The organism is Streptomyces sp. NPDC006372 (genome assembly GCF_040612515.1).
Classification (GTDB): domain Bacteria; phylum Actinomycetota; class Actinomycetes; order Streptomycetales; family Streptomycetaceae; genus Streptomyces.
In genome coordinates this window covers 23,480-45,961 of record NZ_JBEXQJ010000028.1, presented here as the reverse complement: position 1 = coordinate 45,961, position 22,482 = coordinate 23,480, and the positions used below count along the sequence as shown (strand labels likewise).

Here is a 22,482-nt window from a genome sequence, read left to right as displayed (position 1 = left end):
TCAGAAGTGAACGGGGGGCGGCTCTTTGTGAGGGTTGGGCGGGTTAGGATCACGCTCTCTTCGAACTTGTGATCCCAAGGGGGGGACATACATGGGTACAGCCATGCCTGGGGGCGGGCGCCACAGACGTCGGATACGGATCGCGCTGCCCGTCGCCGCGGCCGGTGCCGCCGCCGCCGTGGCCGCCGCGCTGCTGACGACGTCCGCCGATGCGGCCACCCCGTTGCCGCAGCCGACGGTCAAGCCCGCCACCAGCTCACCGTCGCTCGCCGAACTGGAGAAGCGGGTCGCCGGGGCCATGGCCGGTGACGACGTCGCCGGTAAGACGAGCAAGGCGTCGCTCAGCGCGAGCACGGGCACCAGCCGCATCGACCCGAAGATCATCGGCGGCAACGAGACCACCATCACCTCGGCCCCGTGGATGGCGCAGCTCCACTACTACGACGACCGGGGCACCTCCACCGAGAGCGACGACATCGGCTTCTTCTGCGGTGGCGCCGTCGTCGCGCCGACGAAGATCCTCACCGCCGCGCACTGCGTCAAGGGCTACGACTGGAAGGCCAACGGCGCCGTCGTCACCGGCACCTCCCAGCTCCCCTCGGACGGCGGCACCGACCTGCACGGCGGCACCGTCACCGGCGTCTGGCGGCAGTGGAACCACACGTCGTACAACGCGACGACCATCGACAACGACATCGCGGTGCTCACCCTGCCCGTCCCGGTCAAGGCGACGCCGATCCGCATGACGACGTCCGGCGACACCACCTCGTACCAGGCCGGCACCAGCGCCAAGGTCTACGGCTGGGGCCGCACCAGCTCCACCAGCGACGACATCTCCGAGACGCTGAAGACGGCCACGCTGCCCGTCCAGTCCGACACCACCTGCGCCGGCGCCTACGGCAGCGACTTCGTCAAGGGCCACATGGTCTGCGCGGGCAAGCCCGCCACCGGCAGCGACACCGGCACCACCACCGCCTGCAACGGCGACTCCGGCGGCCCGCTGGTCGTGAACAACCGGATCGTGGGAGTCGTGTCCTGGGGCGTGACGGACTGCGTCGAGAAGGGCGCCTACGGCGTCTTCAGCAAGGTCAGCACGTATGTCGGCGCCGCCTACCCGCGCCTCGACGACACCAACGTCAGCGGCGACCACAAGGCCGACCTGTGGGTGCGCAACGCCTCGACGAAGACGGGCTACTCCAAGGACTCCAAGGGCACGTCGTTCGCCGCCCGCGAGTCCTGGGGCGACTGGAACGGCGTCAACGTCGTCCTCCAGACCGACCTCGACCGCGACGGCTACCAGGACCTGGTCTACCGGCGCAGCAGCGACGGCGACGTCTTCTGGACCCACTACGTGATCTCCAGCGGCACCTGGTCCACCAAGCAGATCGCCGACAACTGGAAGACCCGCACCCGCATCATCACCCCGGGTGACGTCACCGGCGACTACCTGCCCGACCTGCTCTCGGTCGACTCCGCCGGCGTGATGTGGATCTACCCGGGCAAGGGCAACGGCACGTTCGCCGCCCGGGTGAAGGTCGGCTCCGGCTGGAACCAGTACAACTCCGTGCGCGGCAAGGGCGACTTCAACGGCGACGGCAAGACCGACCTGATCGCCCGCAGCAAGTCGGGCAGCGCCCTCTACCTCTACAAGGGCACCGGCAAGGCCGGCTCGGGCGCCTTCTCGGCCCGGGTCAAGGTCCGCACCTGGGCCGACTACAACGCCTTCGACGCGCCCGGCGACGTCACCGGCGACGGCAAGGCCGACTTCCTTGCCCGCACCCCGGGAGGCACGCTCTACCTGTACGCGGGCACCGGGAAGGCGACCAGCGAGATTTTCGCCACAAGGAAGTCAGTCGGTACCGATTTCAAGCAGTACGACATCTTCGGCTGAAATTGCAGGTGAGCGGGGTACGCCCCGCTACGTCCGAACACGCACTGTGCCCACCGCCGCACGCGGTGGGCACAGTCCGTTGTGCAACCCTTTCCCGAGTTTCTCCGTCTGACCAGGTGGAGCGACGATGGTGCCAGGGGAAGTCCCCGACCGAGCACGCCTGGCGCTGACAGCAGGGGGTAACCGACCGTAGACGAGCTGAGGAGCACATGTCTGCCGAGAGCACGCCGGGTCCGGGCATACCGGACGGGACCGGCACCAACGGATCGCGCCACCGCGCCAAGGGCCGACGTCGCAAGCCGCGCAAGCGTCACAAGGGCATGATGGTCATGGCCTGGACCGCCGCGGGCATCGTCGTCCTCGGCGGCACCGGGGCGGGGTACGTGTACTTCAAGCTCAACGGCAACCTCAAGAGCGTCGACATCGACCAGGCACTCGGCACCGACCGGCCGAAGAAGGCCGACAACGGCTCCGAGAACATCCTCGTCCTCGGCTCCGACACCCGCGCCGGCGGCAACAAGAAGATCGGCGGCGGCACCGACGACGGCAGCGCCCGCTCCGACACGGCGATGATCGTGCACATCTACAAGGGCCACAAGAAGGCCAGCGTGGTCTCCATCCCGCGCGACACCCTCATCGACCGGCCCTCCTGCACCGACACCAAGGGCGAGCAGCACCCCGCCGCGAACGGCGTGATGTTCAACTCCGCGTACTCCACGGGCGGTGCCGCCTGCGCCGTGAAGACCGTCGAGTCGATCACCGACCTGCGGATGGACCACTACCTGGAGGTCGACTTCGCCGGCTTCCAGAAGCTCATCGACGACCTCGGCGGCGTCGAGGTCACCACCACCAAGAGAATCGACGACCCCGACAGCCACCTGAAGCTGCCGGCCGGCACCCACAGACTCGACGGTGAGCAGGCCCTCGGCCTGGTCCGCACCCGCCACGGCGTCGGCGACGGCTCCGACCTCGGCCGCATCCAGCTCCAGCAGGCCTTCATCAAGGCCCTGCTGAACCAGGTCAAGGACGTCGGCGTCTTCAGCAACCCGAAGAAGCTGCTCGACCTCGCGGAGACCGCGACCAAGACGGTGACGGCCGACTCCGACCTCGGCTCGGTCAACAAGCTCGCGTCCTTCGCGGACGGACTCAAGGGCATCAGCCCGTCCCACATGCACATGGTCACGATGCCGGTGGCCTACGACCCGGCCGACCCCAACCGCGTCCTCCTCCAGAAGAAGAAGGCACAGGAGATCTGGACCGCCCTGGAGCAGGACAAGCCCATCCCGAAGTCGGCGACGTCCGGCTCGGCCTCGGGCGAGGCCAAGGGTGTCGTGAGCGCCCCGTAGGGGCGCGGGGAACTGCGCGAGCAATCCACCACCGGCCGCAGGGAACAAACAACGGCAGCCCCCGGTTTTGGGAGTAGGCCCCAGTCCTGGCAGACTGGTACGTCGGCTCCGGTTCACGCTCCCGCATCCCGCGGCGGCGACCCGGCGCCCTCCCGAAACTAGGAGACACCTTGAAGCGCGACATCCACCCCGAGTACGTCGAGACGCAGGTCAGCTGCACCTGCGGCGCGTCGTTCACCACCCGCAGCACCATCGAGTCCGGCACCATCCGCGCCGATGTCTGCTCCGAGTGCCACCCGTTCTACACGGGCAAGCAGAAGATCCTCGACACCGGTGGCCGTGTGGCCCGCTTCGAGGCCCGCTTCGGCAAGGCCGCCGGCTCCAAGAAGTAGCGAGCCTCAATTCGCCGGTCCACGGCCGCGCCCCCTTCACCGGGCGCGCCGGGACCGGCGTTTTTGGTCGCCCGCCCTTCACCCCCGTCCGTACACAGGAGCCCAAGATGTTCGAGGCCGTCGAGGAACTCGTCGCCGAGCACGCCGACCTGGAGAAGAAGCTCGCCGACCCGTCGGTCCACGCCGACCAGGCCAACGCGCGCAAGCTGAACAAGCGTTACGCCGAGCTCACCCCGATCGTCGCCACGTACCGCTCCTGGACGCAGACGGGCGACGACATCGAGACCGCGCGCGAACTGGCGGCCGACGACCCCGACTTCGCGGCCGAGGTCAAGGACCTGGAGCGGCAGCGCGAGGAGCTCACGGAGAAGCTGCGCCTGCTGCTCGTCCCGCGCGACCCGAGCGACGACAAGGACGTCATCCTCGAGATCAAGGCGGGCGCGGGCGGCGACGAGTCGGCCCTGTTCGCCGGCGACCTGCTGCGCATGTACCTGCGGTACGCCGAGCGCGTCGGCTGGAAGACCGAGATCATCGACGCCACCGAGTCCGAGCTCGGCGGCTACAAGGACGTCCAGGTCGCGGTGAAGACCAAGGGCGGCCAGGGTGCCACCGAGCCCGGGCAGGGCGTGTGGGCGCGACTGAAGTACGAGGGCGGCGTGCACCGCGTGCAGCGCGTCCCGGCGACGGAGTCCCAGGGCCGTATCCACACCTCGGCGGCCGGTGTCCTCGTGACGCCCGAGGCCGAGGAGGTCGACGTCGAGATCAACCCCAACGACCTCCGCATCGACGTCTACCGGTCCTCCGGACCCGGCGGACAGTCCGTCAACACCACCGACTCCGCCGTGCGCATCACGCACATCCCGACCGGAGTCGTCGCCTCCTGCCAGAACGAGAAGAGCCAGCTGCAGAACAAGGAGCAGGCACTGCGTATCCTGCGCTCCAGGCTGCTCGCGGCGGCGCAGGAGGAGGCGGAGCGGGAGGCCGCCGACGCCCGCCGCAGCCAGGTCCGCACCGTCGACCGCTCCGAGAAGATCCGCACCTACAACTTCCCGGAGAACCGCATCTCGGACCACCGCGTCGGCTTCAAGGCGTACAACCTGGACCAGGTCCTGGACGGCGACCTGGGCGCGGTGATCCAGGCCTGTGTCGACGCCGACTCGGCGGCGAAGCTGGCAGCCGCGTAGGACGCGTAGGAGACGCAGGAGTACTGAGTACCGGAGGACTTACGTGAATCTGCTGCTCGCGGAGGTGGCCCAGGCCACCCAGCGGCTCGCCGACGCCGGCGTGCCCTCGCCGCGCACCGACGCGGAGGAACTCGCCGCGTTCGTGCACGGCGTCAAGCGCGGCGAGCTGCACTCCGTCCGGGACTCCGACTTCGACGCCCGCTACTGGGAGGTCATCGCCCGTCGCGAGGCCCGCGAACCGCTCCAGCACATCACCGGGCGGGCCTACTTCCGGTACCTGGAACTCCAGGTCGGCCCCGGGGTGTTCGTGCCGCGGCCGGAGACCGAGTCCGTGGTCGGCTGGGCCATAGACGCGGTACGGGCCATGGACGTCGTCGAGCCGTGCATCGTCGATCTGTGCACCGGCTCCGGCGCCATCGCGCTCGCCCTCGCCCAGGAGGTGCCGCGCTCGCGCGTGCACGCGGTGGAGCTGTCCGAGGACGCCCTTCAGTGGACCCGCAAGAACGTCGAGGGGTCCAGGGTCGAGCTGCGGCAAGGGAACGCCCTGACGGCGTTCCCGGACCTGGACGGCCAGGTCGACCTGGTCATCTCCAACCCGCCGTACATCCCGCTCACCGAGTGGGAGTACGTCGCTCCCGAGGCGCGGGACTACGACCCGGACATGGCCCTGTTCTCCGGCGAGGACGGCCTCGACCTCATCCGGGGTCTGGAGCGCACCGCGCACCGGCTGCTGCGCCCCGGTGGCGTCGTGGTCGTGGAGCACGCCGACACCCAGGGCGGCCAGGTGCCGTGGATCTTCACCGAGGAGCGGGGCTGGGCCGACGCGGCCGACCACCCGGACCTCAACAACCGCCCGCGTTTCGCCACGGCCCGCAAGGCGCTGCCGTGAGCACACCGAGCGCACCGCGGTCTTCGCGGACTTCATCCCAGCAGCACGTGTACGAGGAGGCCAGCTAAAGATGGCACGGCGATACGACACCAATGACGCGACCGACCGTGTGACCGGTCTGCGCGAGGCAGCGTCCGCCGTCCGCCGTGGCGAGCTCGTGGTGCTGCCGACGGACACGGTGTACGGCATCGGCGCGGACGCGTTCTCCTCGGAGGCCGTCGGTGACCTGCTGGAGGCCAAGGGCCGGGGCCGCACCATGCCCTCGCCCGTCCTCATCGGCTCCCCGAACACCCTGCACGGCCTGGTGACGGACTTCTCCGAGCTGGCCTGGGAGCTGGTGGACGCCTTCTGGCCGGGCGCGCTGACGCTGGTCGCCAAGCACCAGCCGTCCCTCCAGTGGGACCTCGGGGACACCCGTGGCACGGTCGCCGTGCGCATGCCGCTGCACCCGGTCGCCATCGAGCTGCTCACCGAGGTGGGCCCGATGGCCGTGTCGTCCGCCAACCTCACCGGCCACCCGGCTCCGGAGGACTGCGACGCCGCGCAGGAGATGCTCGGCGACTCGGTCTCCGTCTACCTGGACGGCGGCCCGACTCCCGGCAACGTCCCGTCGTCGATCGTCGACGTGACCCAGGAGGTGCCGCGGCTGCTGCGGGCGGGCGCGATCTCGGCGGACGAGCTGCGAAAGGTCGTACCCGACCTCGAGGTGGCGAATTGACGGCCCCTGGAGCGGGGCGTGGCATAGGCAACGGGGAAAGCGCGGCGGAGATCACGACGACGTTCGTGGGGCTTCCGCGTGACAGCTTCCGCATCCTCCACGTCAGCACCGGCAACGTGTGCCGCTCGCCCATCACCGAGCGGCTGACCCGCCATTTCGTGCGGGAGCGGCTCGGCATCCTGGGCGGCGGGCTGATCGTGGAGAGCGCCGGCACCTGGGGCCACGAGGGCGCGCCCATGGAGTCCCACGCGGAGACGGTCCTGGCCGACTTCGGCGCGGACGCCTCCGGCTTCACCGGACGCGAGCTCCTCGACGAGCACGTGATCCGCGCCGACCTGGTGCTGACCGCCACCCGGGACCACCGGGCGCAGGTCATCTCGATGGGCCACTCGGCGGGCCTGCGGACCTTCACGCTGAAGGAGTTCACCCGCCTGGTGAAGGCCATCGACCCGGCGACCCTGCCGCCCCTGGAGGAGGGCGTGGTCATCCGTGCCCGGGCGCTGGTGCGCGCCGCGGCGGCTCTACGCGGGTGGCTGCTGGCGCCGAACGCCGAGGCGGACGAGGTGTACGACCCGTACGGGGCGCCCCTGACATTCTTCCGTTCCATCGGGGACGAGATACACCTGGCCCTCGACCCGGTCGTCACGGCCCTCACGGGTGTCCCCGCACGGACGTAACAGCCGAGCGCCCCAGGAGCCCCGGGCCTACATTGGACGTACGTCACCCCGGCGCGTGAGCCGAAGGACCGACTCAGGCGCCCCGGAGGCGAACCGCCCAGAAATGCGCCGCCGCCCGGAGCCCACCATGACGGTCACCCCTGCCATCGAGGCCGGCCTCCTGCGCCACCAGGACCCGGAGCTCGCCGACATCCTGCTCGGGGAGCTGGAGCGGCAGTCGACGACGCTCCAGCTGATCGCCGCGGAGAACTTCACCTCACCGGCCGTACTGGCGGCCCTCGGCTCGGCGCTCGCCAACAAGTACGCCGAGGGCTACCCGGGAGCGCGGCACCACGGCGGCTGTGAGATGGCCGACGTCGCCGAACGCCTCGCGGTGGACCGGGCCAGGGCGCTGTTCGGCGCCGACCACGCCAACGTCCAGGCGCACTCGGGCTCTTCGGCGGTGCTGGCCGCCTACGCCGCGCTGCTCCGCCCCGGTGACACGGTCCTCGCCCTCGGCCTGCCCCACGGCGGCCACCTCACGCACGGCTCGCCCGCCAACTTCTCCGGCCGCTGGTTCGACTTCGTCGGGTACGGCGTGGAGGCCGAGTCCGGGTTCATCGACCACGAGCAGGTGCGGACCCTCGCCCGTACGCGCCGGCCCAAGGCGATCGTGTGCGGCTCGATCGCCTACCCCCGCCACATCGACCACGCGTTCTTCCGCGAGGTCGCCGACGAGGTGGGCGCGTATCTCATCGCGGACGCCGCGCACCCCATCGGGCTGGTCGCCGGGGGAGCGGCGCCGAACCCGGTGCCGTACGCGGACATCGTCTGTGCGACGACTCACAAGGTGCTGCGGGGGCCGCGCGGCGGCATGATCCTGTGCCGCGCGGAGCTGGCCGAGCGGGTCGACCGGGCCGTGTTTCCTTTCACACAGGGCGGTGCGCAGATGCACACCATCGCCGCCAAGGCGGTGGCGTTCGGGGAGGCGGCAACACCGGCGTTCGCCGCGTACGCCCATCAGGTGGTCGCCAATGCGAGGGTTCTCGCGGCCCGGCTGGCCGCCGAGGGCCTGATCGTCACCACCGGCGGCACGGACACCCACCTCATCACCGCCGACCCGGCACCGCTCGGCGTCGACGGACGCACCGCCCGGGGCCGGCTCGCAGCCGCCGGCCTGGTCCTGGACTGCTGCGCGCTGCCGCACGGTGACGGCCGGGGGCTCAGGCTGGGCACGGCCGCGGTCACCACGCAGGGCATGGGTGAGGCGGAGATGGCGCGGATCGCCAAGCTGCTCACCGGGGTGCTCAGAGGCGTGACGGAGACCTCAAGGGCCCGTGAAGAAGTGCGGGAGCTGGCCGGTGGATTTCCGCCGTATCGGGCGTGAGTCGGGGTAAGCGCACCAGGGTGCACACCTACTCGTGCAACCATCGTCGCTACCCGGAAGTCCCCACACATATGCGCGCATCGCTAGTGTGTGGGGCTGAGATGGCCAGCGAGACCTGTGGGGAAGCCTGTGCGTGAATACCTGCTGACGCTCTGCATCACGGCCGCGGTGACGTATCTGCTGACAGGGCCGGTACGGAAGTTCGCGATCGTGGCAGGAGCGATGCCGGAGATCCGGGCACGTGACGTGCACCGGGAACCCACTCCGCGGCTCGGCGGTATCGCGATGTTCTTCGGGCTGTGCGCGGGTCTGCTGGTCGCGGACCACCTGACCAACCTCAACCAGGTCTTCGAGACGTCGAACGAACCCCGGGCCCTGCTGTCCGGGGCGGCGCTGATCTGGCTGATCGGTGTGCTGGACGACAAGTTCGAGATCGACGCCCTGATCAAGCTGGGCGGGCAGATGATCGCCGCCGGTGTGATGGTCGTGCAGGGTCTGACGATCCTGTGGCTGCCCGTGCCGGGCGTCGGCTCGGTCGCCCTCACCCAGTGGCAGGGCACCCTGCTGACGGTCGCGCTGGTCGTCATCACCATCAACGCGGTCAACTTCGTCGACGGTCTGGACGGCCTCGCGGCCGGCATGGTCTGTATCGCGGCCACCGCGTTCTTCCTGTACGCGTACCGCATCTGGTACTCGTACGGCGTCGAGGCCGCCGCCCCCGCCACCCTCTTCTCGGCGATCCTGATGGGCATGTGCCTGGGCTTCCTGCCGCACAACATGCACCCGGCGCGGATCTTCATGGGCGACTCGGGCTCGATGCTGATCGGGCTGGTGCTGGCCGCCGGTGCGATCTCCATCACGGGCCAGGTCGACCCGGACGCGCTCAACCTGTACGTGGGCTCCGAGAAGGAGGCCGTGCACCAGACGGTCCCGGTCTACATCCCGCTGCTGCTGCCGCTGACGATCATCGCGGTGCCGGCCGCCGACCTGATCCTGGCGATCGTGCGCCGTACCTGGCGCGGCCAGTCACCGTTCGCCGCCGACCGCGGCCACCTGCACCACCGGCTGCTGGAGATCGGCCACTCGCACAGCCGCGCGGTGCTGATCATGTACTTCTGGTCGGCGCTGATCGCCTTCGGGGCGCTCGCCTACTCGGTCAACTCCGCGTCCATGTGGATCGTCCTCGGTGTGGTGTTCCTCAGCGCGATCGGCCTGGCCCTGCTCCTGCTGCCGCGCTTCACGCCGCGTGCCCCGCGCTGGATGGAGCGCTTCGTGCCGCCGCGCTACCGGCGTCGTGGCGGGGTCGTGGCGCTGTCCCCCGACGCCTCGACGCCCGCGTCCGCCGCCGAACAGCCGGCGTCCGTCGCGCACGAGAACCGCACGCCGGTCGTGTCCGGAGTCGCGGGCGTCAACGGCGCGACCGCCATCGGCCCCCGTTCGCGTCTTGCGGAACGGGGCCGGGCAGGCACAAGGTAAGAATCTGACTAGAGCATTGCCAAGTCGTGGGGTTGTGATGGGGGAATGAAGCACCCCAATACCAGACAAGTCGGCGCCGTTCACGCGCAGACGTGCAGCTTCACTCTCATGTGTGACAGCCCGCACACCCCCAGGTAAAGACTGCATCAAATAGTTTGTGATACGGTTCACGAGAACCCCCGGATAGAGCCGAAGGACCGCAGTGCGACGGTCCATTGGTGTGAGGTCTCCACTCAGCCCGGGACTACGCTCGTCCATGACGACACCCCTGCCCCCTGCGAAAGCGGAGTTGCCGCCATGCCGTCCAATGACGCCCGGAATCTCCTGCAGTGCGCTGTGCCCACAGCCGCTGCCGGTGTGGTCGTGGTCGCCGTCAGTGGCGTGGTGGCCGGAGGCAAGGGAGCAATCGGAGCCGCTGTCGGTGCGGCGCTCGCCATCCTTTTCATGGGGGTCGGTCTTTTCGTCCTCCAGTGGACGGCAAAAACGCTCCCGCAGTTGTTCCAGGCCATGGGCCTGATGCTCTACATGGCGCAGCTCCTGCTGCTCCTTCTCTTCGTCGCCCTCTTCAAGGGCACCTCTCTCTTCAACCCGAAGGCGTTCGCCGCCGGGATCGTCGTCGCGACCGTCGTGTGGATGGCTGCGCAGGCTCGTGCGCACATGAAGGCCAAGCTCTTCTACATCGACCCGGACTCCGCGAAGAGTGAGAAGCCGGAGAAGACCGGGCCGTCGTCGTGACGAGTAGGGGCGCGATAAAGAGCACGGGGAACTCCTGCTATCGTCCGGTGCCAACTGCGGCATCGCGGGCGCGGGCATCTGAGCTGACGCCTGCTCGAACGCGAGGCTCGATGCCCCCCAGCCGCCCTCACATCCGTAACACCAGTCCGGTGCCGATCCGCGGCTGCGCGCCGCGCCGACACAACGAGGTTGCCGTACCCATGCGTCACACCGAAGGAGCCCGCGGTGAGTGCTGACCAGACCCAGCTCGCCTTTGACTGGAGCTGTCGGATCATGTCCGACGGGTGTGGTTTTCCGGCACCGGGCCTGCACTCGTTCCTCTTCAAGCCGATCGCCACGGTTGGAGGGTTCGAGTTCAACAAGGTGATGCTGCTCGCCATCATCACCACCATCCTCGTCATCGGCTTCTTCTACGCCGCCTTCGGCAAAGCCAAGGTGGTGCCGGGCAAGCTGCAGATGGTCGGTGAGGCGGGCTACGACTTCGTCCGCCGCGGCATCGTCTACGAGACCCTCGGAAAGAAGGAGGGCGAGAAGTACGTCCCCCTGATGGTCTCGCTGTTCTTCTTTATCTGGATCATGAACATCTGGTCCGTGATCCCGCTCGCGCAGTTCCCGGTCTCGTCGATCATCGCGTTCCCGGCGGTCCTGGCCGCGATCGTCTACGTGACGTGGGTCTCGCTGACCTTCAAGCGGCACGGCTTCGTCGGGTTCTTCAAGAACGTCACCGGCTACGACAAGTCGCTCGGCCCGGTGCTGCCGCTCGTCATGGTCATCGAGTTCTTCTCGAACCTGCTCGTCCGTCCGTTCACGCACGCGGTGCGACTCTTCGCCAACATGTTCGCCGGGCACCTGATGCTGGTGATGTTCACCGTCGCCTCCTGGTACCTGCTGAACAGCTGGATGATCCCGGCGGCGGGCGTCTCCTTCGTGATGACCATCGCCATGATCGGCTTCGAGCTTTTCGTGCAGGCCGTCCAGGCGTACGTCTTCGTACTCCTCGCCAGCACGTACATCCAGGGCGCTCTGGCTGAGCACCACTGAGCCCCACCCCACCCCCATGTCGTCCGGTGGCCAACCCCCACCGGTCCGTTAAGAGAAGGAAGATTCAGCATGGCTGCCACTGAGACCCTCGCCGCTGTCTCCGGTTCCATCGGTTCCGTCGGTTACGGCCTCTCGGCTATCGGCCCCGGCATCGGCGTCGGCATCATCTTCGGTAACGGCACCCAGGCCCTCGCTCGTCAGCCCGAGGCCGCCGGCCTGATCCGCGCCAACCAGATCCTGGGCTTCGCCTTCTGTGAGGCGCTCGCCCTCATCGGCATCGTCATGCCGTTCGTGTTCGGTGTGAAGTAAGACTTCTCAACCGACACGTTTCGACGAAAGGCACTGATGTGATCGCCAACCTGGTACAGCTGGCGGCCGAGGAGGAGCAGAACCCGCTCGTTCCTCCGGGCCCCGAGCTGCTCGTCGGCACCATCGCCTTCGCCATCGTGTTCTTCTTCTTCTGGAAGAAGCTGCTTCCGAACATCAACAAGGTTCTGGAGGAGCGCCGCACGGCGATCGAAGGCGGTATCGAAGAGGCCGAGACCATGAAGGTCGAGGCCCAGAGCGTCCTTGAGCAGTACAAGGCACAGCTCGCCGAGGCCCGGCACGAGGCCGCGCGTCTGCGCCAGGAGGCGCAGGAGCAGGGTGCCGCCCTCATCGCCGAGATGCGGGCCGAGGGCCAGCGGCAGCGCGAGGAAATCGTCACCGCAGGTCACGCCCAGATCGAGGCCGACCGCAAGGCCGCCGCGTCCGCGCTTCGCCAGGACGTCGGCAAGCTCGCCACCGACCTGGCCGGCAAGCTCGTCGGCGAGTCCCTCGAGGACCACGCCCGCCAGAGCCGCGTGATCGACCGGTTCCTCGACGAGCTCGAGGAGAAGGCCGAGGCCGGACGATGAACGGAGCGAGCCGCGAGGCCCTGGCAGCCGCACGAGAGCGTCTCGACGCGCTGACGGACTCCACGTCCGTGAACGCGGGCTCGCTCGCCGACGAGCTGGCCGCCGTCACCGCGCTGCTCGACCGCGAGGTGTCGCTGCGTCGGGTCCTGACCGACCCGGCGCAGGCCGGCGAGGCCAAGGCCGAACTGGCCCAGCGCCTGCTCGGCACCCAGGTCAGCGGCCCGGCCGCCGACCTGGTGGCCGGCATGGTGCGCTCCCGCTGGTCGCAGTCGCGCGACCTGGTCGACGCGCTGGAGGAGCTGGCGGGCACCGCCGACCTCACCGCCGCCCAGCAGCGGGGCAAGCTCGACGACGTCGAGGACGAGCTGTTCCGGTTCGGCCGGATCGTCTCCGGCAGCACCGAGCTGCGCGCCGCGCTGACCGACCGCAAGGCCACCACCACGGCCAAGGGCGAGCTGCTGCGCAGCCTGCTCGGCGGCCGGGCGCAGTCGGCCACCGAACGTCTGGTGACGCGCCTTGTGACCGCGCCGCGGGGACGTAGCCTGGAGGCGGGACTGGAGTCCCTGTCCAAGCTCGCCGCCGAGCGCCGGGACCGCATGGTGGCCATCGTCACCTCGGCGGTTCCGCTGAGCGACCCGCAGAAGCAGCGCCTGGGCGCCGCCCTCGCCAAGCTCTACGGCCGCCAGATGCACCTCAACCTGGACGTGGACCCCGAGGTCCTCGGCGGAATCCGGGTGCAGGTCGGCGACGAGGTCATCAACGGCTCCCTCGCGGACCGGCTGGACGACGCGAGCCGCCGCCTGGCGAGCTGAGCAGCAACTCAATAGGCAACACGTACTTACGACGGCCCTGGTTGGGCCGTGCAGAAGAATCCTGGGGGTCGCCCCCAGACCCCCTAAGAAACTTCGGGCCCAACAAGGAGAGCAGGGAACCCAGATGGCGGAGCTCACGATCCGGCCGGAGGAGATCCGGGACGCGCTGGAGAACTTCGTCCAGGCGTACAAGCCGGACGCGGCCTCGCGCGAGGAGGTCGGTACGGTCACCTTTGCCGGCGACGGCATCGCGAAGGTCGAGGGTCTTCCCTCGGCCATGGCCAACGAGCTGCTGAAGTTCGAGGACGGCACCCTCGGCCTCGCCCTCAACCTCGAGGAGCGCGAGATCGGTGCCATCGTCCTCGGTGAGTTCAGCGGCATCGAGGAGGGTCAGCCGGTCTCGCGTACCGGTGAGGTTCTCTCCGTCGCGGTCGGCGAGGGCTACCTCGGCCGCGTGGTCGACCCCCTCGGCAACCCGATCGACGGCCTCGGCGAGATCGAGTCCGAGGGCCGCCGCGCCCTCGAACTGCAGGCCCCCACGGTCATGCAGCGCAAGTCGGTGCACGAGCCGATGGAGACGGGCTACAAGGCCGTCGACGCGATGACCCCCGTCGGCCGTGGCCAGCGTCAGCTGATCATCGGTGACCGCCAGACCGGCAAGACCGCCCTGGCCGTCGACACGATCATCAACCAGCGCGACAACTGGCGTTCGGGCGACCCGAACAAGCAGGTCCGCTGCATCTACGTCGCCATCGGCCAGAAGGGCTCCACGATCGCCGGTGTGCGCGGCGCTCTGGAGGAGGCCGGCGCGCTGGAGTACACGACCATCGTCGCCGCCCCGGCGTCCGACCCGGCCGGCTTCAAGTACCTCGCGCCGTACACCGGTTCGGCCATCGGTCAGCAGTGGATGTACGAGGGCAAGCACGTCCTGATCATCTTCGACGACCTGTCGAAGCAGGCCGACGCCTACCGTGCCGTGTCGCTGCTGCTGCGCCGCCCGCCGGGCCGTGAGGCCTACCCGGGTGACGTCTTCTACCTGCACTCCCGTCTGCTGGAGCGCTGCGCCAAGCTCTCCGACGAGATGGGTGCCGGCTCGATGACCGGTCTGCCGATCGTCGAGACCAAGGCCAACGACGTCTCGGCGTTCATCCCGACCAACGTCATCTCCATCACCGACGGCCAGTGCTTCCTGGAGTCGGACCTGTTCAACGCCGGTCAGCGCCCCGCGCTGAACGTCGGTATCTCCGTCTCCCGAGTCGGTGGTTCCGCCCAGCACAAGGCGATGAAGCAGGTCTCCGGCCGTCTTCGCGTGGACCTCGCCCAGTTCCGTGAGCTGGAGGCGTTCGCCGCCTTCGGTTCGGACCTGGACGCCGCGTCCAAGGCGCAGCTGGAGCGCGGTCAGCGCATGGTCGAGCTGCTGAAGCAGTCGCAGTACCAGCCCATGGCCACCGAGGACCAGGTCGTCTCCGTCTGGGCCGGCACCACCGGCAAGATGGACGACGTCCCCGTCGCCGACATCCGCCGCTTCGAGAAGGAGCTGCTGGAGTACCTGCACCGTAAGGAGCAGGGCCTGATGACCTCCATCCGCGAGGGCGGCAAGATGTCCGACGACACCCTTCAGGCCGTCGCCGAGGCCATCGCGGAGTTCAAGAAGCAGTTCGAGACCTCCGACGGCAAGCTGCTCGGCGAGGACGCCCCGGCTGCCGGCAAGTGACGACGGAAGGGACCTGACTCATGGGAGCCCAGCTCCGGGTCTACAAGCGTCGCATCCGATCCGTCTCCGCGACCAAGAAGATCACCAAGGCGATGGAGATGATCGCCGCCTCGCGCGTCGTCAAGGCGCAGCGCAAGGTGGCGGCCTCCACCCCGTACGCGAACGAGCTCACCCGCGCGGTCACGGCGGTCGCCACCGGATCCAACACCAAGCACCCGCTGACGACGGAGGCCGAGAACCCGACCCGTGCCGCGGTCCTGCTCCTCACGAGCGACCGCGGTCTGGCCGGCGCCTTCAACTCCAACGCCATCAAGGCCGCCGAGAAGCTCACGGCGGAGCTTGAGGCCGAGGGCAAGGAGGTCGTCAACTACATCGTCGGCCGCCGCGGTGTGGCCCACTACAACTTCCGCGAGCGCAAGATCGCGGAGTCGTTCACGGGCTTCACCGACGACCCGTCGTACGCGGACGCCAAGAAGGTCGCGGCTCCGCTGATCGAGGCCATCGAGACGGAGACGGCCGAGGGCGGCGTGGACGAGCTCCACATCGTCTACACCGAGTTCGTGTCGATGATGACGCAGACGGCGATCGGGGCCCGGCTGCTGCCGCTCAGCCTCGACGAGGTGGCCGCGGAGGCCGCGCCCAAGGGCGAGATCCTTCCGCTGTTCGACTTCGAGCCCTCGGCGGAGGACGTCCTGGACGCCCTGCTGCCGCGTTACGTGGAGAGCCGGATCTACAACGCGCTGCTCCAGTCGGCCGCCTCCAAGCACGCCGCCACGCGGCGCGCGATGAAGTCGGCCACCGACAACGCCGGTGAGCTCATCGAGACGCTCACCCGGCTTGCCAACCAGGCCCGCCAGGCCGAAATCACCCAGGAAATCAGCGAGATCGTCGGTGGTGCCAGTGCCCTGGCCGACGCGACCGCGGGGAGTGACCGATAAATGACCACCACTGTTGAGACGGCCACGGCGACGGGCCGCGTCGCGCGGGTCATCGGCCCGGTCGTCGACGTGGAGTTCCCCGTCGACGCGATGCCGGAGATCTACAACGCCCTTCACGTCGAGGTCGCCGACCCGGCGCTGGCGGGCGAGAAGAAGACGCTGACCCTGGAGGTCGCCCAGCACCTGGGTGACGGCCTGGTCCGCGCCATCTCCATGCAGCCCACCGACGGCCTGGTCCGCCAGGCCCCGGTGACCGACAGCGGCGCGGGCATCACCGTCCCGGTCGGCGACTTCACCAAGGGCAAGGTGTTCAACACCCTCGGTGAGGTGCTGAACAGCGACGAGACCCACGAGGGCGAGCGCTGGTCCATCCACCGCAAGGCCCCCGCGTTCGACCAGCTCGAGTCGAAGACCGAGATGTTCGAGACGGGCCTGAAGGTCGTCGACCTCCTCACCCCGTACGTCAAGGGCGGCAAGATCGGTCTGTTCGGCGGTGCCGGTGTCGGCAAGACCGTGCTGATCCAGGAAATGATCATGCGTGTCGCCAACCTCCACGAGGGCGTCTCCGTCTTCGCGGGCGTCGGTGAGCGCACCCGTGAGGGCAACGACCTCATCGCGGAGATGGAAGAGTCCGGCGTTCTGGACAAGACCGCCCTGGTCTTCGGCCAGATGGACGAGCCCCCGGGCACCCGTCTGCGCGTGGCCCTGGCCGGCCTGACGATGGCGGAGTACTTCCGTGACGTCCAGAAGCAGGACGTGCTGTTCTTCATCGACAACATCTTCCGCTTCACCCAGGCCGGTTCCGAGGTGTCGACCCTGCTCGGCCGTATGCCCTCCGCGGTGGGCTACCAGCCGAACCTGGCCGACGAGATGGGCACCCTCCAGGAGCGCATCACCTCGACCCGTGGTCACTCGATCACCTCGATGCAGGCGATCTATGTCCCCGCGGACGACCTGACCGACCCGGCCCCGGCCACCACCTTCGCCCACCTCGACGCGACGACGGTTCTCTCCCGTCCGATCTCCGAGAAGGGCATCTACCCGGCCGTGGACCCGCTGGACTCGACGTCCCGCATCCTCGACCCGCGGTACATCTCGGCGGAGCACTACAACGCCGCGATGCGCGTGAAGAACATCCTGCAGAAGTACAAGGACCTGCAGGACATCATCGCGATCCTCGGTATCGACGAGCTCGGCGAGGAGGACAAGCTCGTCGTCCACCGTGCCCGTCGCGTGGAGCGCTTCCTGTCCCAGAACACCCACGCCGCCAAGCAGTTCACCGGTGTGGACGGTTCGGACGTGCCGCTGGACGAGTCGATCGCCGCGTTCAACGCGATCTGCGACGGCGAGTACGACCACTTCCCGGAGCAGGCGTTCTTCATGTGCGGTGGTCTTGAGGACCTGAAGAACAACGCCAAGGAGCTGGGCGTCTCCTGAGCCCCGCGCTCGTCGGAGGGGGCGGGGCTCGTCCCGCCCCCTCCGTCACGCCTACTAGACTTGTAACCAACACCCGGCACTCCCGCCGGGTGGTGACCCGAGGAGCCACCCTTGGCTGCTGAGCTGCACGTCGCGCTGGTCGCGGCCGACCGTGAGGTCTGGTCCGGCCAGGCCACCCTGGTCGTCGCGCGCACCACGTCCGGCGACATCGGCGTCATGCCCGGTCACCAGCCGCTGCTCGGTGTGCTGGAGTCGGGCCCGGTGACCATCCGTACGAGCGATGGCGGGACGGTCGTCGCCGCGGTCCACGGCGGATTCATCTCGTTCGCGGACGACAAGCTCTCGCTGCTCGCCGAAGTGGCCGAGCTGTCGGACGAGATCGATGTCCAGCGCGCGGAGCGGGAGCTGGAGCGTGCGAAGGCGGAGGACGACGCGGAGGCCGAGCGCCGCGCGGACGTCCGTCTGCGGGCGGCCACGGCGGCGCGCTGACCCCGCCCGTCGTGTGATGACGTCACTCAGCCGCGGCTGGGTACCGGAGTGATCCGGACCCAGCCGCGGCTGAGGTGGATGTGGGTGTTTTTTACGTTCCGTTACCTAGGAGACGAGGAGGTCGGTGCCGATGGTCCTCGCTCTGACTGTGTGCGGAATCTTCGTGGCCCTCGTGGTGGTGGGCCTCTTCGTCTTCGGTCTGCGCCGCAGGCTCATCCAGCGTTCGGGCGGCACCTTCGACGCCAGCCTGCGCTGGGACGCCCCGGAGAAGGGCGACACCAACGGCAAGGGCTGGGCGTACGGGGTGGCCCGGTACAACGGTGACCGGGTCGAGTGGTTCCGTGTCTTCTCGTACTCGCCCCGCCCGCGGCGCATCCTGGAGCGTTCCGCGATCGAGGTGGCCGGCCGCCGGGTCCCGGCCGGCGAGGAGGAGCTGGCGCTCCTCTCCGACCATGTGATCCTGGCCTGTCTGCACCGGGGCTCGCGTCTCGAACTCGCGATGAGTGAGGACGCGCTGACCGGTTTCCTCGCGTGGCTGGAGGCAGCCCCGCCCGGACAGCGCGTCAATGTTGCTTAGTACTTCTCCTACTTGAGCCCGTTGTCGATGGCCGTCACCAGCTCACCGTTGCCGGTGTCGCCGCTGAACTCCCAGAAGAACGCGCCGCCCAGGCCCTGGTTCTTGGCCCAGGTCATCTTCCCGGCGATCGTCGACGGGGTGTCGTACGACCACCAGTTGCTGCCGCAGTAGGCGTACGCGGTGCCGGCGACGGTGCCGGTGACCGGGCAGGAGTTCTTGAGGACCTTGTAGTCCTCGATGCCGGCCTCGTACGTGCCCGGAGCCGCGCCGGTCGCGGAGCCGCCCGGGGCGGACTGGGTGACGCCGGTCCAGCCGCGGCCGTAGAAGCCGATGCCGAGCAGCAGCTTCCTGGACGGCACGCCCTTGGACTTGAGCTTGGCGATCGCGTCGGCCGAGTTGAAGCCCGCCTGTGGGATGCCGGGGTACGAGGTGAGCGGGGAGTGCGGGGCGGTGGGGCCGTCCTTGTCGAAGGCGCCGAAGTAGTCGTACGTCATCACGTTGTACCAGTCGAGGTACTGGGAGGCGCCGCCGTAGTCGGCCGCGTCGATCTTGCCGCCGGACGAGCCGTCGGCGGTGATGGCCGCGGTGACCAGGTAGTTCGGGCCGAACTCCGTGCGCAGCGCGGACATCAGGTTCCTGAAGGCGGCCGGGCCGGACGTGTCGCAGCTCAGGCCGCAGGCGTTCGGGTACTCCCAGTCGATGTCGATGCCGTCGAAGACGTCGGCCCACCGCGGGTCCTCCACGACGGCCTTGCAGGACTTGGCGAACGCGGCCGCGTTCTGCGCGGCCTGGCCGAAGCCGCCGGAGTAGGTCCAGCCGCCGAACGAGTACAGCACCTTGATGTGCGGGTACTTGGCCTTGAGCTGGCGGAGCTGGTTGAAGTTGCCGCGCAGCGGCTGGTCCCAGGTGTCGGCGGTGCCGCTGACGGACTGGTCGGCGGTGTACGCCTTGTCGTAGGCGGCGTAGGTGTCGTCGACGGTGCACTGGCCGTTCTTGACGTTGCCGAAGGCGTAGTTGATGTGCGTGATCTTCGACGCCGAGCCCGAGGTCACCAGGTTCTTCACGTGGTAGTTGCGGCCGTAGACGCCCCACTCGGTGAAGTAGCCGAGCTTGACCTTGTCGCCGGTGGGCGGCGGCTCGGTGGTGCCGCCGGTGGTGCGCACCGCGCGGGCGCCGCTGACCGGGCCGGTCTGGTCGGCGGTGTCGCGGGCCCGGACGGAGTAGGAGTAGTCGGTGCCCTTGGTCAGGCCGCTGTCCGTGTACGAGGTGGTCGTGACCGTGGCGACCTTCGTGCCGTCGCGCAGGACGTCGTAGTCCTTGACGCCCTTGTCGTCGGTGGCGGCGGACCAGGACAGCTTCACCGAGGTGTCGGTGATGTCGGAGGCGGTCGGGGTGCCGGGGGCGCTGGGTGCGTTGTCGCCGGGTTCCGTGGTGCCGCCGTCGCAGCTGCCGCCGTTCAGCTTGCAGTTGGCGGGCGAACCGGTGCCGGTGCCGTTGAAGCCGAAGGAGACGGAGGCGCCGGGGGCGAGGGTGCCGTTCCAGGACTTGTTCTTCGCGGTCCAGTGGGTGCCGGAAGAGGTGACGTCGGCGTCCCAGGCGGAGGTGACGGACGTGCCGGAGGGGAAGTCCCACTCGACGGTCCAGGAGCTGAGGGCCGTGGTCCCGGTGTTCTTCACCGTCCACTTGCCTTCGAAGCCGGAGCCCCAGTCCTGCGTCTTGGCGTAGGTCGCGGTGGCGGACGTGGCCGCCTGGGCGGGTGCGGCGAGGCCGACCAGTGCGGCCAGCGGGAGCAGCAGGGCGGCGAAGCCTGCCGCGGCTCTGTGTCTGAAGCGCATGCTGCGCCTCCTTGTGGGGTTGTGGGGGCGTGGCTGAGCCTCACGCCCCACATGGTGCGGTGAGAATAGAAAGGTCTGGACCACCGGTCAATAGGTCTGGACCACCGCACTCGTCCCGGTCAGATCCCCAACTCCTGCGCCAGCACCGCCGCTTGCACCCGACTGCGCAGCTCCAGCTTCGCCAGCAGCCGGCTGACATGGGTCTTCACGGTTGCCTCGGCCATGTCGAGCCGCTCGGCGATCCCCGCGTTGGACAGGCCCTGACCCAGGCAGGACAGCACCTCGCGCTCGCGCGGGGTCAGCCGGTCCAGCACGGACGGGTCGGCGGTGGGCTCCCGGGTGGGCTTCGCGGCGAACTCCGCGATCAGCCGCCGTGTGACGGCAGGGGAGATGAGACCTTCCCCGCGGGCCACCGTCCGTACGGCCTCCAGCAGTTGCCCCGCCTCGGTGTTCTTCAGCAGGAAGCCGGACGCACCCGCCCGCAGCGCCCCGAAGACGTACTCGTCGAGATCGAAGGTGGTCAGCACCAGCACGTCGGCGAGCCGGTCCGCGACGACCTGCCGGGTCGCCGACACCCCGTCCAGACGCGGCATCTGCACGTCCATCAACACCAGGTCCGGCCGCAGCTCCCGGGCCAGTGCCACCGCCTGCTCGCCGTCCGCCGCCTCACCGACCACCTCGATGTCGGGAGCGCTGCGCAGGATCAGGACCAGCCCTGCGCGGACGGCGGACTGGTCCTCGGCGACGAGGACCCGGACGGTCCGGCTCATGCGGTGTCTCCTTCGGCGGTGTCGTTGACGGGCAGGGTGGTGCGCACGGCCCAGACCTTGCCCTCGGGCGAGTCCTCGGGGCCGGCCGCGAAGGTGCCGCCCAGCAGGGCCACGCGTTCTTCCATGCCGACCAGGCCGGCGCCGGACCCGGGGGCGCGCGGGCCGTCCCGGTCGCCGTACGGGCTGGTCACGTCGACGACGAGCGAGCCGTCCCGCCGGGCGAGGGACACCGAGACCCGGCCCGGGGCGGCGTGCTTGAGCGCGTTGGTCAGCGACTCCTGCACGATGCGGTAGGCCGCGAGTTCGACGGGCGCGGGCACCTCGGCCTGCTCGGCCTCCAGGGTGACGTCGAGGCCGTTGGTGCGGGCGTTCTCCACCAGCGAGCCGAGGCCGTCGAGGGTCGGGGCCGCGGCCGGTTCCACATCGCCGCTGCTGTCGCGCAGGATGCCGATCAGCCGCCGCATCTCGGCGAGCCCCTCCACGCTGTTCTCGCGGATGACCACCAGTGCGTCCTGCGAGGTCTTCGGGTCGTCGAGGGAGAGGGCGGCGGTGGAGTGGATGGCGATCGCGGACAGGTGGTTGGCGACCATGTCGTGCAGTTCCCGGGCCATCCGGGCGCGTTCGGCGGTGACGGCCTGGGTGCGGTCCATCTCGGCGAGCAGCGCCGTCTGTTCGGCACGCAGCCGGGCCGCGTCGGCGGCCTCGCGGTGGTTGCGGACGATCAGGCCGGTGGAGGCGGGCCCGAAGGACACGAGGCCGGTGACCACGCCGATCAGCAGAGCCTCGGGTTCGCGCCAGACCGCGAACGGCACCACCGCTCCGGCCACCGAGAGCAGCCCGGTGATCCGCGGGATGCGGTGGGCTGATGCGGGCGGGCCGTACAGGACGGCCGCGTACATGAGGTCGGTGTACATCAGGATCGAGACCAGGTTGCCCTGCGTGACGACGTCCAGGACGATCGCGGCCGTGCCGATCAGCAGGCCGGTGCGCGGGGCGGTCCGGCGCAGCAGCTCGCAGCCCGCGAGGACGAACAGTGGCAGCAGGACCGGCCAGCGCCCCGGCAGCAGCACGTACACCTCGGTGCGCGGTCTGGTGGCCAGGCCGGCACCCCACAGCAGCAGCCCGCCGAGCAGGCCGCCCAGGGCGACGTAGACGTCGAAACGACGGGGGCGGGGGAGTCGTGCGGCCATGGCTCCATCCAACACGGCCGGTCGCGCCTCGCGCATGATCCCCGCGTAGGGGCTCGGGCTGCATCTTTCGATGTACCCGGGGTTCGTCAGTCGCGACGACGATTCCGGA

The 22,482-nt window shown here is 69.2% G+C and carries 22 protein-coding genes; 19 read left to right on the top strand and 3 right to left on the bottom strand.

Annotated features, from left to right (window positions below):
- Positions 1-91 precede the first annotated feature (91 nt).
- The 19 genes from ABZ016_RS31565 to ABZ016_RS31475 all read left to right on the top strand — a co-directional run bounded on the left by ABZ016_RS31565 (position 92) and on the right by ABZ016_RS31475 (position 18,578).
- Positions 92-1,891, top strand: coding sequence for a trypsin-like serine protease (locus ABZ016_RS31565; RefSeq protein WP_356920106.1), 1,800 nt, complete (start codon positions 92-94; stop codon positions 1,889-1,891).
- Between the two features lie 209 nt (positions 1,892-2,100).
- The gene (locus ABZ016_RS31560; RefSeq protein WP_356920105.1) at positions 2,101-3,237 is read left to right on the top strand and encodes an LCP family protein; all 1,137 of its coding nucleotides are present in this window, start codon (positions 2,101-2,103) and stop codon (positions 3,235-3,237) included.
- Positions 3,238-3,407: 170 nt separating this feature from the next.
- Complete coding sequence (rpmE, locus tag ABZ016_RS31555; RefSeq protein WP_003992975.1) at positions 3,408-3,629, top strand: 50S ribosomal protein L31; 222 nt, start codon at positions 3,408-3,410, stop codon at positions 3,627-3,629.
- Between the two features lie 107 nt (positions 3,630-3,736).
- The gene (gene prfA / locus ABZ016_RS31550; protein WP_356920104.1) at positions 3,737-4,813 is read left to right on the top strand and encodes a peptide chain release factor 1; all 1,077 of its coding nucleotides are present in this window, start codon (positions 3,737-3,739) and stop codon (positions 4,811-4,813) included.
- A gap of 43 nt (positions 4,814-4,856) precedes the next feature.
- On the top strand, positions 4,857-5,702 hold the full coding sequence (gene prmC, locus ABZ016_RS31545; protein ID WP_003992977.1) for a peptide chain release factor N(5)-glutamine methyltransferase: 846 nt from the start codon (positions 4,857-4,859) through the stop codon (positions 5,700-5,702).
- Positions 5,703-5,772: 70 nt separating this feature from the next.
- Positions 5,773-6,420, top strand: a complete 648-nt coding sequence (locus ABZ016_RS31540) for an L-threonylcarbamoyladenylate synthase (protein WP_356920103.1) — start codon at positions 5,773-5,775, stop codon at positions 6,418-6,420.
- Positions 6,417-7,097 carry a protein-tyrosine-phosphatase gene (locus tag ABZ016_RS31535; RefSeq protein WP_356920102.1) on the top strand — a complete coding sequence of 227 codons (681 nt, stop codon included), beginning with the start codon at positions 6,417-6,419 and terminating at the stop codon, positions 7,095-7,097. The genes ABZ016_RS31540 and ABZ016_RS31535 overlap by 4 nt, the downstream gene beginning before the upstream one ends.
- Positions 7,098-7,224: 127 nt before the next feature.
- Entirely contained in the window at positions 7,225-8,463 is a 1,239-nt protein-coding gene (gene glyA / locus ABZ016_RS31530; protein WP_356920101.1) for a serine hydroxymethyltransferase, read from the top strand.
- A gap of 129 nt (positions 8,464-8,592) precedes the next feature.
- Positions 8,593-9,939, top strand: coding sequence for an MraY family glycosyltransferase (locus tag ABZ016_RS31525; protein ID WP_356920100.1), 1,347 nt, complete (start codon positions 8,593-8,595; stop codon positions 9,937-9,939).
- 297 nt (positions 9,940-10,236) lie between these two features.
- Positions 10,237-10,674, top strand: coding sequence for a hypothetical protein (locus tag ABZ016_RS31520; RefSeq protein ID WP_356920099.1), 438 nt, complete (start codon positions 10,237-10,239; stop codon positions 10,672-10,674).
- A gap of 273 nt (positions 10,675-10,947) precedes the next feature.
- Positions 10,948-11,715, top strand: a complete 768-nt coding sequence (atpB, locus tag ABZ016_RS31515; RefSeq protein WP_345660976.1) for a F0F1 ATP synthase subunit A — start codon at positions 10,948-10,950, stop codon at positions 11,713-11,715.
- Between the two features lie 69 nt (positions 11,716-11,784).
- Positions 11,785-12,024, top strand: a complete 240-nt coding sequence (locus ABZ016_RS31510) for an ATP synthase subunit C (RefSeq protein WP_003992984.1) — start codon at positions 11,785-11,787, stop codon at positions 12,022-12,024.
- A gap of 38 nt (positions 12,025-12,062) precedes the next feature.
- Complete coding sequence (locus ABZ016_RS31505) at positions 12,063-12,611, top strand: F0F1 ATP synthase subunit B (protein ID WP_345660200.1); 549 nt, start codon at positions 12,063-12,065, stop codon at positions 12,609-12,611.
- A complete protein-coding gene (locus ABZ016_RS31500; protein WP_356920098.1) occupies positions 12,608-13,423 on the top strand; it encodes a F0F1 ATP synthase subunit delta in 816 nt (271 codons plus the stop codon). The genes ABZ016_RS31505 and ABZ016_RS31500 overlap by 4 nt, the downstream gene beginning before the upstream one ends.
- 124 nt (positions 13,424-13,547) lie before the next feature.
- Positions 13,548-15,137 (top strand): F0F1 ATP synthase subunit alpha, encoded by a 1,590-nt coding sequence (gene atpA / locus ABZ016_RS31495; protein ID WP_356920097.1) that lies wholly within the window; start codon positions 13,548-13,550, stop codon positions 15,135-15,137.
- Between the two features lie 20 nt (positions 15,138-15,157).
- Positions 15,158-16,075, top strand: coding sequence for a F0F1 ATP synthase subunit gamma (locus ABZ016_RS31490; protein WP_356920096.1), 918 nt, complete (start codon positions 15,158-15,160; stop codon positions 16,073-16,075).
- A complete protein-coding gene (gene atpD / locus ABZ016_RS31485) occupies positions 16,076-17,512 on the top strand; it encodes a F0F1 ATP synthase subunit beta (RefSeq protein WP_356920095.1) in 1,437 nt (478 codons plus the stop codon).
- A 111-nt stretch (positions 17,513-17,623) separates the two neighbouring features.
- The gene (locus ABZ016_RS31480) at positions 17,624-18,001 is read left to right on the top strand and encodes a F0F1 ATP synthase subunit epsilon (RefSeq protein WP_356920094.1); all 378 of its coding nucleotides are present in this window, start codon (positions 17,624-17,626) and stop codon (positions 17,999-18,001) included.
- Between the two features lie 130 nt (positions 18,002-18,131).
- Positions 18,132-18,578 (top strand): DUF2550 domain-containing protein, encoded by a 447-nt coding sequence (locus ABZ016_RS31475; RefSeq protein ID WP_356920093.1) that lies wholly within the window; start codon positions 18,132-18,134, stop codon positions 18,576-18,578.
- 8 nt (positions 18,579-18,586) lie between these two features.
- Here the strand turns inward: ABZ016_RS31475 and ABZ016_RS31470 are convergent, their stop codons facing one another.
- From ABZ016_RS31470 to ABZ016_RS31460, 3 genes are all read right to left on the bottom strand, one after another.
- Positions 18,587-20,413: a glycoside hydrolase family 18 chitinase gene (locus ABZ016_RS31470; RefSeq protein ID WP_356920092.1), complete on the bottom strand. Its 1,827-nt coding sequence runs from the start codon at positions 20,411-20,413 to the stop codon at positions 18,587-18,589.
- Positions 20,414-20,532: 119 nt separating this feature from the next.
- Positions 20,533-21,183 carry a response regulator transcription factor gene (locus ABZ016_RS31465; RefSeq protein ID WP_356920091.1) on the bottom strand — a complete coding sequence of 217 codons (651 nt, stop codon included), beginning with the start codon at positions 21,181-21,183 and terminating at the stop codon, positions 20,533-20,535.
- A complete protein-coding gene (locus ABZ016_RS31460; RefSeq protein WP_356920090.1) occupies positions 21,180-22,373 on the bottom strand; it encodes a histidine kinase in 1,194 nt (397 codons plus the stop codon). The genes ABZ016_RS31465 and ABZ016_RS31460 overlap by 4 nt, the downstream gene beginning before the upstream one ends.
- Positions 22,374-22,482: the final 109 nt, after the last annotated feature.

Excerpts from the sequence above, each read along its gene's own strand:
- ABZ016_RS31565 (WP_356920106.1), top strand. The coding sequence starts at position 92 with ATGGGTACAGCCATGCCTGGGGGCGGGCGCCACAGACGTCGGATACGG.
- ABZ016_RS31560 (WP_356920105.1), top strand. The coding sequence starts at position 2,101 with ATGTCTGCCGAGAGCACGCCGGGTCCGGGCATACCGGACGGGACCGGC.
- prfA (WP_356920104.1), top strand. The coding sequence starts at position 3,737 with ATGTTCGAGGCCGTCGAGGAACTCGTCGCCGAGCACGCCGACCTGGAG.
- ABZ016_RS31540 (WP_356920103.1), top strand. The coding sequence starts at position 5,773 with ATGGCACGGCGATACGACACCAATGACGCGACCGACCGTGTGACCGGT.
- glyA (WP_356920101.1), top strand. The coding sequence starts at position 7,225 with ATGACGGTCACCCCTGCCATCGAGGCCGGCCTCCTGCGCCACCAGGAC.
- ABZ016_RS31520 (WP_356920099.1), top strand. The coding sequence starts at position 10,237 with ATGCCGTCCAATGACGCCCGGAATCTCCTGCAGTGCGCTGTGCCCACA.
- atpB (WP_345660976.1), top strand. The coding sequence starts at position 10,948 with ATGTCCGACGGGTGTGGTTTTCCGGCACCGGGCCTGCACTCGTTCCTC.
- ABZ016_RS31510 (WP_003992984.1), top strand. The coding sequence starts at position 11,785 with ATGGCTGCCACTGAGACCCTCGCCGCTGTCTCCGGTTCCATCGGTTCC.
- ABZ016_RS31500 (WP_356920098.1), top strand. The coding sequence starts at position 12,608 with ATGAACGGAGCGAGCCGCGAGGCCCTGGCAGCCGCACGAGAGCGTCTC.
- atpA (WP_356920097.1), top strand. The coding sequence starts at position 13,548 with ATGGCGGAGCTCACGATCCGGCCGGAGGAGATCCGGGACGCGCTGGAG.
- ABZ016_RS31490 (WP_356920096.1), top strand. The coding sequence starts at position 15,158 with ATGGGAGCCCAGCTCCGGGTCTACAAGCGTCGCATCCGATCCGTCTCC.
- atpD (WP_356920095.1), top strand. The coding sequence starts at position 16,076 with ATGACCACCACTGTTGAGACGGCCACGGCGACGGGCCGCGTCGCGCGG.
- ABZ016_RS31475 (WP_356920093.1), top strand. The coding sequence starts at position 18,132 with ATGGTCCTCGCTCTGACTGTGTGCGGAATCTTCGTGGCCCTCGTGGTG.
- ABZ016_RS31470 (WP_356920092.1), bottom strand. The coding sequence starts at position 20,413 with ATGCGCTTCAGACACAGAGCCGCGGCAGGCTTCGCCGCCCTGCTGCTC.
- ABZ016_RS31465 (WP_356920091.1), bottom strand. The coding sequence starts at position 21,183 with ATGAGCCGGACCGTCCGGGTCCTCGTCGCCGAGGACCAGTCCGCCGTC.
- ABZ016_RS31460 (WP_356920090.1), bottom strand. The coding sequence starts at position 22,373 with ATGGCCGCACGACTCCCCCGCCCCCGTCGTTTCGACGTCTACGTCGCC.